Here is a 17,652-nt window from a genome sequence, read left to right on the forward strand (position 1 = left end):
GCGTCACTCCAGGCTCCCGGTTCGCCTCGCGGCGAGGAATAGGTGACCATCCGGTGAAGGAATTCCGCCGTCTTGGCAAGCCCTTCAGGCGCAAAAGCTCCCGCGGCCGTGTCGCGGGAGCTTGATTGGCACAGCGGCATTCAGAGCAGCCCGGCCGCCGTCATCAGCTCGGACACCTTCTTGCTGTCGAGCTTCGAGGCCTCGACCTTCGGCGCCTGCAGGTCCTTGAGTGGGGTGAGCTCCGGGTTGGACTCGTCGCCGGTGCCGACGGCATATTCGAACGAGGTGCCGGTCCTGAGGATGCCCTGGCCGGTCTTGCCGGTGATCCACTTGAGGAACGCCTGGGCTTCCTTGGGGTGTTTGCTGGACGCGAGGACCCCACCTCCAGAGATGCTGACGAAGGCGCCAGGATCCTGGTTCTTGAACAGATGCAGCGAGACATTCTTGCTGTTCTCGCCCGTCTTGGCCTGATCGCCATAGTAGTAATAGTGGTAGATCACGGCGCCCTCGACCTCGCCGGCATTGACCGCCTTCATGGCGGTGCTGTTGCCGCGATAGGCGGTGAAATTGGCCTTCATGCCCTTCAGCCATTCGGCGGTGGTAGCCTCGCCCTTGAGTTCGAGCAGCGCGCCGACGATGGCCTGGAAATCGGCACCCGACGGCGAGGCCGCCCAGCGGCCTTTCCAGCTCGGGTCGGCGAGGTCTAGAAGCGATTTCGGAAGCTTGTCGGCGGTGAGCTTGGTCTTGTCATAGGCAAAGACGGTGCTGCGCGCGGCAATGCCGGTCCAGTGGCCGTTGGCGGGACGGAATTCCTCGGGCACCTGCGCCAGCGTGTCGGCATCGACAGGCGCGAACAGCCCGGCAGTGTCGACCAGCGCCATGGCCGGCGAGTTCTCGGTCAGGAAGACGTCGGCCGGCGACAGCTTGCCTTCGGCGACGATCTGGTTGCCGAATTCGGTGTCGCTGCCCTTGCGGATCGTTACCTTGATGCCGGTTTCCTTGGTGAAGGCTTCGGCCCACTCGTTGGTCAGGCTTTCGTGCTGGGCGTTGTAGACGACGATGCCGTCGGCATCCTGCGCCAGGGCTGATGAAGCGTAGAGGGCGGTCAGCAGGGCGGCGCTGGTCAAGGCGAAATGTGGGGACTTCACGGGGGCACTCCTTGGAAGCTGAAGGTGCTGGGGCCTGAGGGGCGGTAGCAATACATGAGTAGCGCAGTCAACATGGGTATGTCGACGCCAAAGGAGGCCGGCAAGCGTGGCGGCGATGGCGCCAAGCTGCCTGTGCGGCGATCTTCGTCGTCGCGAGAGCGCTCCCGGAATGTCTTGCAGTTCTTCTGATCTTCTGCGGACCAGATGTTTTGTGAACATGACGGACTGGTCGCAACCGTGTCATGTCGATCGCGAATGAAGACGTCTCGAAGACCTGTCGGAAAGATCCGCCTCTAGCCGGCGTTTCTTGGAAATTTGTGTCGGCGCCGCGCCATCTGGCCTGCCGGGCAAGACAATCCGGCTCTATTGGTGACCCCGTTCCAGTGGGTCACGATTGCATTACCCCAGGCGATTTTCTTTTGGCCCAGACGATCTGCGGCTAGGCGCGGCGGTCCCCGAGGATCATTTCGGCTGCCTTCTCGGCGATCATGATGACAGGCGAATTGGTGTTGCCGGAAACGATCGTCGGCATGATCGAGGCGTCGACGACACGCAATCCGTCGAGGCCGTGGACGCGCAGGCGGTCGTCGACCACGGACATTGTGTCAGACCCCATCTTGCAGGTGCCGACCGGGTGGAAGATCGTCGTGCCGATGTCGCCGGCCTTGCGGATGAGATCGGCGTCGCTGTCGTACTGGGTCCCTGGAAGCATTTCCTCAGGCGCGAAGCGCGCGACGGCCCTGGCCTTCATCAGGCGGCGGACATGGCGCAGCGAGGCAATGGCGGTGCTGCGGTCGCCGTCGGTGGAGAGATAGTTCGGCCTGATCTTCGCTGCCTCGCGCGCGTCTGATGAAGCCATGTGCACGCTGCCGCGGCTTTCGGGACGCAGATTGCAGACCGACACCGTGACGGCTGGAAAGCGGTGCAACGGTTCGCCCAGCCGATCAGTGCTGAGCGGCTGAACGTGATATTCGAGATCGGGCGTTTCGAGACGCGGATCGCTCTTGGCGAAAATGCCGAGCTGGCTCGGCGCCATCGACAGCGGGCCGCTGCGCTTCACCGCATATTCGAGCCCCATGGCGGCGCGGCTGAACAGATTGTGGTAGCGCTGGTTGAGCGTCGCCGCCCCCGTTACCTTGAACACGGTCCGGATCTGCAGATGGTCCTGCAGGTTTTCGCCGACGCCGGCCAGCGCATGACGGATTTCGATGCCGAGGCTTGAAAGCAGCTCGGGCCGGCCGACGCCGGAGAGCTCGAGAATCTTTGGCGAGTTGATGGCGCCGGCGGCGAGGATTGTCTGGCTTGCCTTGACGCGATGCAACTGGCCGTCCTTGCGGAAGACGAGGCCGGTAACGCGCCTGCCGTCGAATTCGAGCTGCTCGGTCTCGGCGCCGGTGACGACACGCAGGTTGCTGCGGTCGGTTATGCCGCGCAGGAAGGCCTTGGAGGTGTTCCAGCGCACGCCGCCCCGCTGGTTGACCTCGAAATAGCCGGAACCTTCGTTGGTGCCGGTGTTGAAGTCGTCGGTGCGCGGGATGCCGAGTTCCTCGGCGGCGTCGCGGAAGGCGTCGAGGATCGGCCAGGACAGGCGTTGTTTTTCGATGCGCCATTCGCCGCCCGACCCGTGCATGGCGCTCTTGCCGGCGTGATGGTCTTCCGACTTCAGGAAGTAAGGCAGCACATCATCCCACCCCCAACCGACATTGCCGGACTGGCGCCAGCCATCATAGTCGGCGGCCTGGCCACGCATGTAGATCATGCCGTTGATCGACGAGCAGCCGCCCAGCACCTTGCCCCGGGGGTAGTTCAGGCTGCGGCCATTGAGGCCGGCATCCGGCTCGGTCTTCATCAGCCAGTCGGTGCGCGGATTGCCCATGCAGTAGAGGTAGCCGATCGGGATGTTGACCCAGTGATAGCGGTCGGAACCACCGGCTTCGAGCAAAAGCACGCGATTGCGGGGATCGGCGGACAGCCGATTGGCAAGCACGCAACCGGCGGAGCCTGCGCCGACGATGACGTAGTCATGGTCGCCAAATGAGGAGGATGCTTCGGTCACTGCGGTGCCTGCTCGGACTGCTCAATGGCGATGCGCTGCCAGATCGGGGCCATCGCCTGGTTGATCTCGCCATACAATCGATAGCGCCTGGCATAAACAGGGGCAATCGCGCCATTGGGCGTATAGTGGCGGGCGGCCGAGGTCATCGCCGTCGCACCTTCAGCATAGTCGGCGAAGAGGCCAAAGCCGGTCGCGGCGGCAATGGCGGCGCCCAGCGCGCCGGTCTCGCGGCTGCGAGCCACGGTGACCGGAACGCCGAGCACGTCGGCGAAGATCTGCGGCCAGACGGCGCTGCGCGAGCCGCCGCCCGACAATGTGACCTCGTCGAAGTTGGCACCCGCCTTGCACAAGGTCTCGACGTGGCGCTTGTGCTCGAAGGCAACGCCTTCGAACAAGGCGCGCAACATATGGCCGCGCGTGTGCCAGCCGGCGACGCCGTAGAATCCGGCGCGGGCGTGGCCGTTCTGCTGCGAGCCATAGAGGAAGGGGTGGTAGATCGGAATGTCGCCATCGGGGTCGACAGACGCGACGAGTTCGCTGCACAATTCGAACGGCGAAGCGTCGCCGTCATGGCCATGCTCGAAGAACTCGCGGACGATCCATTCGAGATTGGCGGCCGAGGTGGCACTCGATTCGATCGCCAGATAGCGCCTGGGGTCGAAGGTCGACAGCATGAAAATCGAAGGGTCGCGGATCGGCTCGTCCGTAATGACCTGGTTGATGCTCCAGGTGCCGGCGATGATCGAGGCTGCGCCCGTGCGGGTGACGCCCGAGCCGACAGCGCTGGCAACGACATCGAACAGGCCTGCCACCACTGGCGTGCCGGCGCGCAGGCCGGTCTGGGCCGCGACCTCTGGCGTGACGTGGCCGGCGATCTCGGCCGATTCCAGCACAGGCGGCAGAAGCTCCATGCAGTCGCCAAGCCCGTAAGCGGCAAGCAGGTCTTGAGCGTAGCAGCGGCTGGGCATTTCAAGCAGGCCGCAGCCAGACATATCAGACGTATCGGTGGAGCGTGCGCCGGTCAGCCGGTTGACGACAAAATCCTTGCACAGAAACACCGTGCCGATGCGGCTGAAAAGCGCGGGCGCATGGCGCTTGATCCAGGCGAGCAGGGTGGGCGTCTGTGCCGCCCACGGCTTTTGCAGGCAATGGGCGTAGGTGCGGTCACCGACATTCTGTTCGGCCCATTCGTCGACGATGCCTATGGCGCGCGTGTCGAGCGACTGGATGCCGATCAGCGGAGCGCCGTCGCGGTCGAGCGCATAGAGCCCGTTGCCATGTCCGGCACAGCCGATGGCAACGATGTCACCGGCGTCGATGCCGGCCTGGTCGATGCACTGGCCGATGACGGCAATGGCGTTGCGCCAGAGCTCGTCGAGGTCGCGTTCGACATGGCCTGGCTTCGGCATGCAGGAGCGGCCGTCGCGGGCGGCGAGCGCAAGTTCGCGCCCTGACGTGTCGAAGATGATCGCCTTGATGACGGTGTTGCCCGCATCGAGGCCAAGAATGTACGTGCCCATTGGCTCCTCCCGATGCCGCTGCTTCAAGCCTGCTTGTACAGGTCGAAGGCTGTGGCACCATCCGCGCCGTCGTGGATGATCGCCATCAGTCCGCGAACGACCGCGCTCGGATGGGCATGCTGGTAGATATTGCGACCATAGACCATCCCCATCGCGCCTTGCGCCATCAGCGCCGCCGACTTGTCGAAGACGGCGCGCAGATCCTCCTTGCCGCCGCCACGCACCAGGACCGGGCAGCGTGCCGCCTCGACCACGCGGTGGAAGTCGTTGGGATCGGTGGTCGGGTCGGCCTTGATGATGTCGGCGCCCATCTCGCGGGCGAGGCGGGTCAGCGTGACGATCTTTTCGGCATCGCCGTCGACCATGTAGCCGCCGCTCTGGTCGACGGGCAGCATCGCCAGCGGCTCGATCATCAGCGGCAGACCGTATTTCTCGCAGTCGGCGCGGACGCGCGCGATGTTCTGGACGCATTGCCGGAACAGGTCAGGCTCATCCGGCAGCATGAACAGATTGACCACGACGCAGGCCGCATCCATCTCGATCGCACCGAGCAAAGGCTCGGCCTCGTTCTGAAGCACCGCCCACATCGCCCGATGGCGGATCTTGTTGTAGGGATTGCCCATGTCGATGCGCATCACGAGTGCGGGCTTGTCCTTGCCCGGAACGGTCTGCAGCAGGTCGGCCTGGCCGTAGTTCATCTGGATGGCGTCGGGACGAGCCTTGACCAGCTGACCGACGACGCTTGCCATGTCCTCAAGCCCGTTGAGGAAACTCGGTTCGTTGCAGACGCCGTGATCGATGGCGACGTCGAGGCAGCGGCCACCGCCGAACAGCCTGTTCATGCGGACTTTGTGGTTCAGGCGCATAGGGCGCTCCTTTTGTCGTTCGTCTGGGAGAGATCGGAAAGTGCGATGCCGTGCTGATGGGCGAGCAAGGCGAGAAAGGCGCTGCGCTCGGCGGCGGCCTCGGCGGCGCTCCAGCCTTTGTGGTTGGCCAGGATGGCGAGCACGGCCTCGATGAGTTGGAGGTTGAGCCCGCCCGAAATGGCGATGGTTGTGCGGCGCAGGAATATGTCGGCGAGGCATTCGACCTGCTCGCGCTCGACGATCATGCGGATTTCGCCGGTCGAATAGTCGGAGCCCACCAGCATCGGGTCGGAGGCAGCCGCGAAATCGACCGCCGAGGTGCCGTAACGCTCAAGCAGGGCATGCGCGCGTTCGATATTGAGACCGTGCTTTTCCGCCAGCTTTGCGCACCATGCATCCGACGCGGCGGGAAATTCTCGTCCGCCGCCGATGGCGAGGTCCTGGGTGCCGGTATGGCGCGTCAGGCCGAGGCGCTCGAGCGCCATGTCGGCCGCCATCTCGCCGAAGGAGCGGAAGGTTGTCCACTTGCCACCGATCATGCACAAGGTCGCCGGCAGGCCGCCGCTTGGTTCCACGAACTCGCAGAAATGGTCGCGCGGAATGCGCCCGGTGAAGCTGTCATCGCTGGCAGGCAAGGGGCGCACGCCGGCGAAGCGGAAGACGATGTCTTCTTCGGCGATCGCAATCGTCGGAAACACGAAGGCCAGCGACTGCAGGATGTAGCTGCGCTCGTCGTCCTCGCAGCGGACCTGGTCGGGATCATCGACGCGGATGTCGGTCGAACCGATCAGCACCTTGCCGAGATAGGGAAACAGGATGCAGATGCGGCCATCCTCGTTCTCGTAATAGACCATGTGGCCGCCAAGCGCGTCCTGCAGCTCGGCATTGTCGACGATCAGGTGCGAGCCCTTGGTACCGCCCATCATGCGCGGGGCGGCCGCGCCAATGGCCTTGTTGGTGAGGTCGATCCAACCACCGGTGGCGTTGATGATCAGCTTGGGGCGGAGCTGCAGGACCTCGCCGGTCAAGCTGTCGGTAAGGGCGAGGCCGTCGTTGGACGCGGCGACCGCGGCATAGTTCAGGGCGTGCGCGGTGGGGCTCGATGCCAATGCGTCGAACAACATCTCCAGGCCGAGGCGCTCGGGACGGCTGACCCAGGCGTCGTAATAGGTGGCGGAGCTGCGGATATCGGAATTGATCGCGGGCCATGTCTTGAGTGTTTCGGCACGGCCGCGGAAGCGGTGCTTCGGCATCAATCGCCGTGCTGCCGTGAACAGGTCGTACATGGTCAGTCCGGCCTTGATCACCAGCGCGCCGCGGCGGCTGGGATTGCGCGTCAGGCCGAGGAAGCGGACCGCGCCGTTGGCGATGCCGGAGAAGGTGTCGAAGATCGGCACCGTCGTCGGCAGCGGCGCGACATAGTGCGGGGCGTTCTTGAGCAGCCGGTCGCGCTCGACCAGCGATTCACGCACCAACTTGAACTCGCCGTTTTCGAGATAGCGAAGCCCGCCATGCACCATGCGCGACAGTGCAGCACTGGCGCCTGAGCAATAGTCGCCCTTGTCGGCGAGCACGACGTCGACGCCTTGCAGCGCGAGTTCGCGGAACACCGAGATGCCGTTGATGCCGCCGCCTATCACGAGCACGGCAATATCGGGCCGCTCTCGCAGAGCGGCGAGTGTGTCGTAGCGGTTCATGTGGGCTGTGCCTTTTCGCTCAGGCATCCATGGCGGTGAGATGCGCGGCGATTGCCGTGTCGATGATTGCCAATTCGTCCGTGCCAAGCGTGATCTCGCCGGCCCGTGCATTGTCGAGCGCCTGTTCGGCTGTGCGCGCGCCGCACAAGCCGAAAGTGATACCGGGCTGGGCGAGTGTCCATGCGATGACGATCTGGGCCATCGACGCCTTGTGCTGTTCAGCGACCGGCGCGATGGCCTGCTTGAGCTTTGCCACCTTCTGCCTGTTGGCGGCGGAGAAACGTGGATTGCCCTTGCGCTGGTCATCGCCGGTGAATTCACGCGAAGGATCGATCATCCCGGTCAACAGGCCGAGCGCCAGCGAGGAGTAGCTGAGCGTGGCGATGTCGTTGCGCTGGGTGATCGGCAGCAGGCTGGTCTCGATCTCACGATCGATCATCGAATAGCGTTCCTGGATCGCGTCGATCTGGCCAGCGGCGACATAAAGCTCGAGGTCCTCAGTGCTGACATTGGAAGCGCCGATGGCGCGGATCTTGCCCGCTGCCTTGAGCTTTTCCAGCGTCGCCATGGTCTCGGTGATCGGCGTCGTCGGGTCCTGCCAATGGGTGATGTAGAGGTCGATGTAGTCGGTGCCGAGGCGGCCGAGGCTCTGCTCGATCTCATGGGCGATGCCGTCGGCGCCGAGATAGCGGTGCACCGGCTTGTCGTCCTGGTCGAAGAAGTGGTTGCCCTTGCCGGAATGCCAGTTGAGGCCGCATTTGGTGGCGATGACCACCTTGTCGCGCTTGCCCTTGATCGCCTTGCCGACAATCTCCTCGCTGCGGCCGAGGCCATAGGCAGGCGCGGTGTCGATCAGGCTGATGCCTGATTCAATCGAGGCTTCGATGGCGCGGATCGAGGCCTGCTCGTCGGTGCCACCCCACATCCAGCCGCCGATCGCCCAGGTGCCGAGGCCGACGGCCGAAGCAGAGACGCCGGAGCGGCCAATGGGGCGTTGGATCTGTCGGGAGCTCATGCTGCCTCCTGTTCGGCAAGGTCGAGAATCTGGAGGCTTGTCGCCTCGTCGGTGACGATGGTGTCGAGATGGTTGCCGCGCATGGCGCTGAGGATGGGCGCGGCCTTGCTCGGCCCGCTGGCGATGCCGATCGAGCGCGGGATGGTGGCGAATTCATCCAAGGTCAGCGACACCAGCGACCGGTTGAGGGCGTAGCCGCAGAGCTTGCCGCGACTGTCGATCAGGTGGGCGAGCAACTCGCCCGATGCGCCCGACTGCTGGATGGCCTGCCGGTCGGCGCTCGATGATGGGTGCAGGTCGTAATAGCTGGAGTCGTCGGTCAGGATCGAGCCGATGCCGACAACCGCCACATCTGCCTCGCGCGCCTTGCGGAAGACATCGGCAACGGAACGTACGCCCATCAGCATTTCGCGCTGTTCCGGCGTGTCGGCAAACAAAGGCGCATGCACCTGGTAGGCGCGTCCGCCGAGCTTGTCGGCCATCAGCGATGCGACGTGGTTGACGTCGGTATAGTGCTTGCCCTGGACGAGACCGGTGGCCGGGATGACCTCGACATCATAGCTGCGACCGGGCTTGAGCCCGGCAACAAGTGCGCTGACGCCCTTGCCGCCGGTGATCGAGATGGTGTCGCCATCCTTGATGGTGTCGAGCAGCAGACGGGCGGCGGCCTCGCCGACCCGCTGCAGCGCGGTCTGCGGATTGTCGGATACCGAGGGCACGACGACGGCGCGTTCGATACCGCCGAGCGCGACAAGACGCGTCTCGATGTCGACGAGATGGTCGATCGGCGACTTGATCTTGATCTCGACGAGGCCGAGCTGGTGGCCGCGCTTGATCAGCCGGTTGACGGTGGCGTGCGAGATGCCGAGTTCTTTGGCGATCTCGGCCTGGGTCTTGCCCTCGACATAGTGGAGCACGAGTGCCTGGTGCATCTGGCGGACGGTCGATATGTCGTCGCGGGTGTTGGGGGGAGCCATGATGGTGTCTCGTGCTTGATGCTCAGGACTTCTTGCGGTGCAGGAAGTGGTCGATGGAGACGGCCGCCAGAAGGATGCAGCCCTTGATCATGTCCTGCCAGTAGACGGAGACGTCGAGCAGGATCAGCGAGCTGGTGACCACCGAGAGCAGTGCCATACCGAGAATGGCGCCGAAGATGGTGCCCGAGCCGCCATTGAGAGATGCGCCGCCGATCACCGCCGCCGCGATGATGTTGAGCTCCATGCCGGCGCCGAAGGTGGGCGTCGCAGCACCAAAGCGGGCCATGTAGATGACACCCGCCAGCCCGGCGAGGGTCGAGCACAGCACCGTCACCCAGAACTTCACCTGCTTGGTCTTGATGCCGGAGAACTGCGCCGCCTTCTCGTTGGAGCCGGTGTAGAACACCTTGCGGAAGGCAGTGGCGCGGCGCAGCAGGAAGTCGAAGATCGCAACGACGACGACGAAGATGATGATGACATAGGGCAGGCCGTGGAAGCTGCCCTGGCCGATGGCCTTGAATTCCGGCGGCAGCGAAAACAGCGACAGCGGCGTGCCCTTGGTGATGACCAGGCACAGGCCGCGGACGATGACCATCGCCGCAAGCGAAGTGATGAAGTGGTTGAGCCCGACCACGGTGACGAAAAAGCCCATGGCAGCGCCGATCAAGGCGCTTGTGCCGATGCCGATCAGGCTCGCCGTCCACGGGTCCAGCCCAGCGAGGAACAGTGCGCCCGACACCACCATCGAGAAGCAGACCACCGAGCCGACCGACAGGTCGATGCCGCCGACGATCAGCAGGATGGTCATGCCGACCACGACGATGCCCTCGATCGAGAAGCTCATCAGCATGGCGCGGAAATTGCCCCATGTCAGGAAGTGTGGCGAGGCAAAGCTCATGGCGATGCACAGCGCCAGGATGATGACGATCAGGCCGGCTTCGCGCATCGAAGCGAGGCGGGCGAAGTTGATGCGCCCGGCGGTGTCGGGTGCCTTGATCTCGGCGTGCATCACGGTTTCTCCGGCTTCCCTAGGCGACATTTTGAGCCTGCTTTTCTTGATTCGAAGAGTTCTGGACGCCCGAGGCGAGCATGATGATGGCTTCCTCGCCGAGTGCGTCGGCGCCGAGTTCGCCGGCGATGCGGCCCTCGCGCACCACGATCACGCGGTCGCACAGGCCGATCAGTTCCGGCAGTTCCGAGGAGATGACGACGATGCCGGTGCCCTTGGCTGCAAGCTGGCGCAGCAGGCGGTGGATCTCGACCTTGGCGCCGACATCGATGCCGCGCGTCGGTTCGTCCATGATGATGACCTTGGGGTCGATCGACAATTGCTTGGCGATCGCCACCTTCTGCTGGTTGCCGCCGCTCAGCGTCGACACTTTGGCGTCGATGCCGGCCATACGCACGCCGAGACGTCTGGTCAGGTCCGTCGCCTGATGGTCCTCGGCCTTGCGGTCGAGCAGGCCGAGCGAACCGGTCAGCTTGCCCAAATCGAGCGCGGAGACATTGGCCGCGATCGACATGTCGAGGAACACGCCCGAACCCTTGCGGTCTTCGGAGAGATAGACGAGGCCAGCCTTGACGGCATCGCTGTAGCTCGAGATGCGCAAGCTCTGGCCGTCGAGCGCGACGGTGCCCGACATCACGGGCCTGAGGCCACAGATGCTCTGGGCAATTTCACTGCGGCCAGCGCCGATCAGGCCGCCGATACCGAGGATTTCTCCGGCCCGAAGCTCAAGATTGACGCCGCTGAAGCGGTCGCCATCCGATAGGCCTTCGACCGAAAGCAGCTTGTGGCCGGGCTCCTGAGCCAGCTTGTCGGGATAGAGCTGGGTGATCTCGCGGCCGACCATCTTGCGCACGACGTCGTCGGGTGAACTTTTGGCAATTGGGTCGGTGGCGACATAGTGGCCGTCGCGGAAGACGGTGACACGGTCGCAGAGCGAGAAAATCTCGGCCATGCGATGGCTGATATAGACCACCGAAATGCCGCGATCCCTGAGGCCGCGGACGATGGCAAACAGGCGTTGCGCTTCGCTTTCGGTCAGCGCCGCGGTCGGCTCGTCGAGCATCAGCACCTTGCAGTCGAGTGTCAGCGCCTTGGCGATCTCGACAAGCTGCTGGTTGGAAATGGAGAGGTCGGCGACCCTGGTGCGCACGGGAATGGGCGCGAGCAGGTCCATCACCTTCTGCGCGTCGGCATAAAGCTTCTGGAAATTCATCAGCGGCGCGCGGCGGGCATTGATGGCGGCCATGTAGATATTTTCGGCGACCGTCGCGTCCTGGCAGAGCGCAATCTCCTGGTGGACGAGTGCTACGCCAAGACGCTGGGCTGCCGCCGGCGAGGGGATCGAAACGTTTGTGCCGTCGATCAGGATCTCGCCCCGGTCGGGCTGCAGCACGCCGGCGATCATGTTCATCAGCGTCGATTTGCCGGCGCCGTTTTCGCCGCACAGCGCATGGATCTCCGCGCGCCTGAGCTCGAACTGCACGTCGCTGAGCGCCTTAACCGGCCCGAACGCCTTGGACAGGCCGCGTATTTCAAGAATGGGCGTCTCAGTCACGCCATGCTCCTGCGATGGGCGCCACAAAGGGGAAGGGGACCAAGGCCCCCTTCCGGGTTTTCTGCCGCGAGCGGCAAGGGATGCGAGCTTATTCCTCGATGCCCTTGGTGCCGCGACGCTTGAGATACTTGTCCCAATAGAAGTCGTCGGCATTTTCGGCGGTCACGATGGAGAAGCCGTTGTCGACGAAGGGCACGCTCATGCCGTTGGCGCCTGACCGCTTCGTGTCGTTCATCGGGTCGATCAGGTTGGGGTGCGCGGCCAGCCACAGCAGCATGAAGCCCATATAGCCCTGCATGCCTTGGTTGGGGTTGACCGAACCGTAGATCTCGCCGGCCTTGATCATGTCGAGGATCTTGGCATTGACGTCGGCGAGCATGACCTTGATCTTGCCGCCGCCTTCCTTGGCCGCCTGGGCAGCACCGATCGCCGAGTTGGCTTCCGGCATGAACACCGCACCGAGGTCAGGATGTGCCTGGGCGAGGCTGAGAACGGCCTGATAGGCCTTGGTCGGGTCCTGGTTCGAGGCAGCGCGGCCGACCAGCTTCATGTCGGGCCATTTGGCTTCCATGCGGGCGATGAAGGCCGAGATGCGCTTGTCGTGGTTGTCCTGGCCGGGGTTTTCCAGCACGGCATACTCGCCCTTGCCGTCCATCGCCTTGGCAACGGCGTCGGCGGCATAGGTGCCTTCGGCCAGATTGTCCGAAGTGATGAAGGAGGTGCGCTTGGAGTTGGGCGAGTCGGCCGCGAAGGTGACGACTGCGGTGCCCTGCTCGATGGCGCGGTTGATCGGCTCGATGAACGGGTCGGAGTTCATCGGGTGGACCAGGATGCCGGCCGGCTTCTGGGCGAGCGCCTGGTCGAAGGTGGCGATCTGCTTGTTGACGTCGTATTCGGGCGTGCCGGTGTATTCCGTCTCGCAACCGAACTGCTGGCCGGCCTGCTTGAACATCTCATAGACCGGGAACCAGTATTCGACGCCCGAGACCATGACGTTCATGACGTACTTCTCACCCGGCTCGCATTTGAACGGGTTGGCGGTTTCGGCAAGCGCCTGGGTCGAAGCCAAACAGGTCGACGCAGCCGCCGCGATTGCGAGCGTGCTCAAAAATTTGCGCAAGTTTCCTCCCTTGGCCGAAGCCATCCTCAATGACCGTCGCGGCCGCCCGAGGCGCCGCTATGTGGATTGATTGCCGCCGGACTTCCTCCCGAAAGCCGACGGTCTGGAGATTACAGCTCACCCAGCATATGTCAATAAAATTCATATACTGAAATATATTTCAGATCAAGCCTCGCGATTCTTAATTCGCGCCGGGGCCGGTCGGGTCTCTGTGGTCGCTACAAGCTAGGCCTTTGCGCCGGCGTGCTGCCATGGCCAACCTTCGAGGATGAGATTTTTCCACTTGCCAATCCAATTAGAAAATATCACCTTCACCATGTGATGCATCAGTTGCAAAATCCAGGACATCAAAGTCTGGCTGATCGCTCAATGGAGAGGGTTCTTATGTTTGCCGTCAATCGTCGCGGATTTGTTGTCGCAGCCCTTGCGGCTGGCCTTCTTGCCGGAGCCGCCGGTGGCGCGCTGGCTGAGGACAAGCCGAAGATCGAATTCCTCTATTCGCCCTTTGCCGACTACGCGCCGTTCTTCCTCGCCGAGGACCTCGGCTATTTCGACGAATACGGCGTCGACGTGACCCTGTCGCCGAAGAGCGGTACCGCCGAGACGATCCAGATGCTGGCCTCCGGCAATGTTCAGGCGGGTGCCGCGACCTGGGGTGCCGGGCTGTTCAACTCGATCAATGCGGGCGCCACGGTCGCCATAGTCGCAACCTCGGCCAAGATGCCCAATACCGTGCCGTCGCCGTCGCCCTTCATGGTCTCGCAGAAGGCCTGGGACGAAGGCATCAAGACGGTCGCCGACCTCAAGGGCAAGCGTGTCGGTATTCCAGGGCCTGGCGGCTTTGGCATGTATTCGGTCGCCAAGGCGCTGGAGAAGGGTGGTCTGACCGTCGACGACGTCGAGGCGATCTACCTGCCGCCGCCTGCGACTGCCGCCGCCTTCGCCAATGGCGGCCTCGAGGCCGGCTGGAGCATCGAACCCTTCGCCCTGCAGCTTGAGCGCGAAGGCCTGGGCCGCCGCCTTGTCGAGGACCATACCTTCGGCACCGAGCTTGGCTTCATCGCCTTCAACAAGGAGTTCGTGGCGAGCCACGAGGATGCCGTCGTCAACTTCCTCGCCGCCTATCTCAAGGCCGCGCGCCAGCTCGACAATGGCGGCTGGAAGGACGAGAAGGTGCTCGACATCGTCGCCCGCTACACCGGCACCGAAAAATCGCTGCTGCAGGGCATAGCCTACACCATTCGTTCGGAAGACGGGTCGATCGACTTGAACTCCGTGCGTGAGCAGGAGGCATTCTTCCGCAAGCGCGGCGACCTCGAATACAAGGGCGACGTCGACATCTCCTCGGTCTATCGCAGCGACCTGCTGAAGCGCGCCAACGAACTGGTGGGCAAGAAGTGACCCAGGCCGCGTTGCCGCAAGGGGCGGGTACGATGAGCGAAACGGCGATCGAGGTGCGCAACCTCACCAAGGCCTTCTACGACGCCGACAGCGACCGCACGACCGTCGCTGCCTACGAGGTCGAGTTCGAGGTCAAGCGCGGCGAATTCGTCTGCATCGTCGGTCCCAGCGGCTGCGGCAAGACGACGGTGCTGCGCATCCTCGCCGGGCTTGAAAGCAAGCTCGGCGGCAGCATCGACATGCGGAGCGAAAACCCGCCAGCGATGGTGTTCCAGGAGGCTTCGGTGCTGCCCTGGCTCACCGTGCGCGAAAATGTCGGCTTTCCGCTCAGCCTGAAGGGCGTTTCTGCCGAAAAGCGGCGGATGCGCGTCGACGAACTGCTCGAACTGACCGGGCTGACCGACTTTGCCGATGCGCTGCCGCACCGGCTGTCCGGCGGCATGAAGCAGCGCGTCTCGGTGGCGCGCGCGCTTGTCGACGACCGCGAGATCCTCTTGATGGACGAGCCGTTCGGCGCACTCGACGAGCAGACGCGGCTGGTGCTGCAGCAGGAATTGCTGCGCATCTGGGAGACGACGGGCAAGACCGTCGTGTTCATCACCCACAGCGTCGACGAGGCGCTGACACTGGCCGACCGGGTGTTGGTGATGTCGCCGCGTCCCGGCACCATTATCGCCGATCTCACTGTCCCCTTCGACCGGCCGCGCGACGTCGTCGAGATGCGCCGCGACAAGCGTTTCTGGGACCTCACCTATGAGGTCTGGCGGCTGTTGGCCTCAACTTCGCCGGAGCGCCACGCATGAGCCTCATCACCGCAAAGCTGACCGAAGAACAGATCCGCCAGCTCAAGGCTCCGGCCCAGCGTGAGCGGCTGTTCCGCACCATCTCCTATTTCAGCCCGATCCTGTTGTTGTTGCTGTGGGAGATCGCCTCGCAGCTCAATGTCATCGACCGGCGCTTCTTCCCGCCGCCGAGTGCCATTGCCGGCACCGCCTGGCAGATGATCGCCAGCTTCGAAATCTTCGACCATATCGGTGCCACGCTGCGCCGCGTCTCGGTCGGCTATGTCATGGGTGCCGTACCGGGCATTCTGCTCGGCCTGATCCTCGGCCTGTCGCAGACGGCGCGGCGGGTGCTCGGGCCGATCTTTGCCGCACTCTACCCCGTGCCGAAGATCGCCATCCTGCCGCTGATCCTGTTGATCTTCGGCGTCGGCGACGCCTCGAAATTCGTCGTCATCGCCATCGGCGTATTCTTCCTCTTGCTCTACAACACCATGGGCGGGGTGATGCAGACGCCGCAGATTTATCTCGACGTTGCCAAGAACGCCGGCGCGACGCGCTTCCAGACATTTTTCCGCATTGCACTGCCGTCGGCTCTGCCCAACATCTTCACCGGGCTCCGGCTGGCCGCAGGGTCGTCCTACATCATCATCGCGGCGGCGGAATTCCTTGGCGCGCGCAGCGGTGTCGGCTTCTTCATCTGGGCGTCGTGGCAGACCTTTGCGGTGTCGCGCATGTTCGTCGGCATCGTGGTGATCTCGGCCCTGGGTTATCTCACCATTCTCGCGCTCGAGGCGCTGGAACGGCGTTTCGTGCCCTGGGCAAAACACTGAGGGGCTGAGGAGCACAAGCTCATGATCGTCGACGCCGACCCCACCGTGAATGCACCCGTTTCGGAGCGCATCTATCTGGCGCTCCGCCAGGAGATCATGCGTTGCGAGATCGTGCCGGGGACGACGCTTGATGCTGCCTCAATCGCCGGCAAGTACGAGGTCTCGAAGACGCCGGTGCGCGATGCCATGCAGAAGCTTGCCGCCGATGGACTTGTGACGATCCTGCCGCGCAGCGGCTATCGCGTCGCTCCCATCACCTTCCAGGCGGTGCACGATATCCTCGACATGCGCGCCGCGATCGGACCGCATGCGGCGCGGCAGGCGGCACGTTACGCCACGCCGGCGGAAATCGCGCTGCTGCGCCAGATCGTCAGGGAATATGCCGAGCCGATGGATATCGGCACCATGCAGCAGGTGGCGCGGCGCTTTCACCTCGCCATTGCCCGCTGCAGCCGCAACAAGCGTGTCGTCGCGCTTTCAGAGACCCTGTTCGACGAGCTCGAACGCCTGCTGCGTTTTGCCATCGATTTCACCGTCAAGGCAGGCGAGCATTCCGACGAGCATACGGCACTGGTCGATGCGATTGCGGCCGGCGACGGCGAGCGGGCCGCGGCGATCGAGTTCGCACATATCAAGCACTCCAGGGAGTTCCTGATCGAGCGTCTGATGACGCTGGGCTATCTGTCGGCAAGCGAGATCCAGCTTGGCGGCGCAGCGCGGAGCCCGGCCGAATGATCGCGATCCCTGATGCGGCCGGCCGGTTGGCGGCAGCACTTGGCGGCGGCCCGGCAGCGCAGCTCGCGGCGTCGGCGCTTGTCGAGGCCGATGAGCTCGGCCTGCCGCGCTTCGGCATCGCCATGCTCGACGAATGGACTGTTGATGCTGCGCCGGTGCCGGTACGCGACGGCGCGCAGGCTATAGGCTGGCTCGACTGTGCCTCCTGCTTTGCGCCGCTGGCGGTCGCCAGCGCCACACTCGATCTGGCCGAGGCTGCCAGGCAGTTCGGCGTCGCCGCCGTCTTCCTGCGCGGCGTCAGGGGTTTCGGGCGGCTCGCTCCCTTCGTTCGCCATCTCGCAGATGCCGGCCTTCTGGGCATCGCCGGCGCCGAGGGCCCGCCCTTCGTCGCGCCACATGGCGGCAGTCGCGCGGTGATCGGCACCAACCCACTGGCGCTGGCCATGGGGCAGGGTGCGAACCGTGTCGTCATCGACGTCGCCACCAGCACGGCGACCATGGCAGATATCCGCAATGCCCGCGTTTCCGGCGCGCCCCTGCCTGAAGGGATCGCGCTGGACGGTGAAGGCCGACCGACAAACATTGCTGCCGAGGTTGCGGCCTTGCTACCGCGTGGGGGCCAGATCGGCTCGCTGCTCGGGCTGGTCGTCGAGCTCATGGCCGGCATCGCCGGCGGAGGCAGGGGTGATCCGGAAGGGCGGGGCGTGTTCATTCTCGCCTTCGATCCGGCCAAGGCTGATGAAGGCATCGACTGGCAAGCAAAGCTGGAAGGGCTGAAGGGCGACTGGATCGAGGGCGGCGGTCACTGGCCGCGTGGCGGCCGCGCGGCACCCAAGGCCGTGCTGGACGACGATTTCGTCCAGCGTCTCGACACCTCTCTCGCCCGCATGACGATCCAGCCAGGCCGATGACCACGCCGGTCAACCAGATGCAGAGTT

15 protein-coding genes are annotated in these 17,652 nt (G+C 64.1%); 5 read left to right on the forward strand and 10 right to left on the reverse strand.

The genetic code is table 11. From position 1 onward, the window contains the following. Positions 1-140: 140 nt before the first annotated feature. From SLT36_RS08485 to SLT36_RS08530, 10 genes are all read right to left on the reverse strand, one after another. Positions 141-1,148 (reverse strand): iron ABC transporter substrate-binding protein, encoded by a 1,008-nt coding sequence (locus SLT36_RS08485; RefSeq protein ID WP_432286827.1) that lies wholly within the window; start codon positions 1,146-1,148, stop codon positions 141-143. A gap of 439 nt (positions 1,149-1,587) precedes the next feature. Next, the gene (locus SLT36_RS08490; RefSeq protein ID WP_432286829.1) at positions 1,588-3,204 is read right to left on the reverse strand and encodes a GMC family oxidoreductase; all 1,617 of its coding nucleotides are present in this window, start codon (positions 3,202-3,204) and stop codon (positions 1,588-1,590) included. Continuing rightward, on the reverse strand, positions 3,201-4,724 hold the full coding sequence (locus SLT36_RS08495; protein WP_432286830.1) for an FGGY-family carbohydrate kinase: 1,524 nt from the start codon (positions 4,722-4,724) through the stop codon (positions 3,201-3,203). The genes SLT36_RS08490 and SLT36_RS08495 overlap by 4 nt, the downstream gene beginning before the upstream one ends. 23 nt (positions 4,725-4,747) lie before the next feature. Continuing rightward, entirely contained in the window at positions 4,748-5,590 is an 843-nt protein-coding gene (locus SLT36_RS08500; protein WP_192314547.1) for a class I fructose-bisphosphate aldolase, read from the reverse strand. Next, positions 5,581-7,287 carry a glycerol-3-phosphate dehydrogenase/oxidase gene (locus SLT36_RS08505; protein WP_432286832.1) on the reverse strand — a complete coding sequence of 569 codons (1,707 nt, stop codon included), beginning with the start codon at positions 7,285-7,287 and terminating at the stop codon, positions 5,581-5,583. Before SLT36_RS08505 ends, SLT36_RS08500 begins: the two co-directional genes overlap by 10 nt. A 19-nt stretch (positions 7,288-7,306) precedes the next feature. Beyond that, positions 7,307-8,302: an aldo/keto reductase gene (locus SLT36_RS08510; RefSeq protein ID WP_432286834.1), complete on the reverse strand. Its 996-nt coding sequence runs from the start codon at positions 8,300-8,302 to the stop codon at positions 7,307-7,309. Continuing rightward, a complete protein-coding gene (locus SLT36_RS08515) occupies positions 8,299-9,279 on the reverse strand; it encodes a sugar-binding transcriptional regulator (RefSeq protein ID WP_067957907.1) in 981 nt (326 codons plus the stop codon). The genes SLT36_RS08510 and SLT36_RS08515 overlap by 4 nt, the downstream gene beginning before the upstream one ends. A 22-nt stretch (positions 9,280-9,301) precedes the next feature. After that, positions 9,302-10,288: an ABC transporter permease gene (locus tag SLT36_RS08520; protein WP_067957909.1), complete on the reverse strand. Its 987-nt coding sequence runs from the start codon at positions 10,286-10,288 to the stop codon at positions 9,302-9,304. A 19-nt stretch (positions 10,289-10,307) separates the two neighbouring features. Further along, a complete protein-coding gene (locus SLT36_RS08525; RefSeq protein ID WP_432286835.1) occupies positions 10,308-11,843 on the reverse strand; it encodes a sugar ABC transporter ATP-binding protein in 1,536 nt (511 codons plus the stop codon). 88 nt (positions 11,844-11,931) lie between these two features. After that, positions 11,932-12,963: a substrate-binding domain-containing protein gene (locus SLT36_RS08530; protein WP_067966154.1), complete on the reverse strand. Its 1,032-nt coding sequence runs from the start codon at positions 12,961-12,963 to the stop codon at positions 11,932-11,934. 384 nt (positions 12,964-13,347) lie between these two features. Between SLT36_RS08530 and SLT36_RS08535 the strand changes: the two genes are divergently transcribed. From SLT36_RS08535 to SLT36_RS08555, 5 genes are read left to right on the forward strand one after another with little or no spacing between them, the layout of a single operon-like run. Then, a complete protein-coding gene (locus tag SLT36_RS08535; protein ID WP_432286837.1) occupies positions 13,348-14,364 on the forward strand; it encodes an ABC transporter substrate-binding protein in 1,017 nt (338 codons plus the stop codon). 32 nt (positions 14,365-14,396) lie between these two features. Continuing rightward, a complete protein-coding gene (locus tag SLT36_RS08540; protein WP_067957912.1) occupies positions 14,397-15,167 on the forward strand; it encodes an ABC transporter ATP-binding protein in 771 nt (256 codons plus the stop codon). Then, positions 15,164-15,979 carry an ABC transporter permease gene (locus SLT36_RS08545; protein WP_432286839.1) on the forward strand — a complete coding sequence of 272 codons (816 nt, stop codon included), beginning with the start codon at positions 15,164-15,166 and terminating at the stop codon, positions 15,977-15,979. The genes SLT36_RS08540 and SLT36_RS08545 overlap by 4 nt, the downstream gene beginning before the upstream one ends. Positions 15,980-16,000: 21 nt before the next feature. Next, positions 16,001-16,714, forward strand: a complete 714-nt coding sequence (locus SLT36_RS08550; protein ID WP_067957918.1) for a GntR family transcriptional regulator — start codon at positions 16,001-16,003, stop codon at positions 16,712-16,714. Continuing rightward, a complete protein-coding gene (locus SLT36_RS08555; protein ID WP_432286841.1) occupies positions 16,711-17,625 on the forward strand; it encodes an Ldh family oxidoreductase in 915 nt (304 codons plus the stop codon). The genes SLT36_RS08550 and SLT36_RS08555 overlap by 4 nt, the downstream gene beginning before the upstream one ends. Positions 17,626-17,652: the final 27 nt, after the last annotated feature.

This window comes from Aminobacter sp. BA135 (genome assembly GCF_050859125.1).
GTDB classification, from domain to species: domain Bacteria; phylum Pseudomonadota; class Alphaproteobacteria; order Rhizobiales; family Rhizobiaceae; genus Aminobacter; species Aminobacter ciceronei.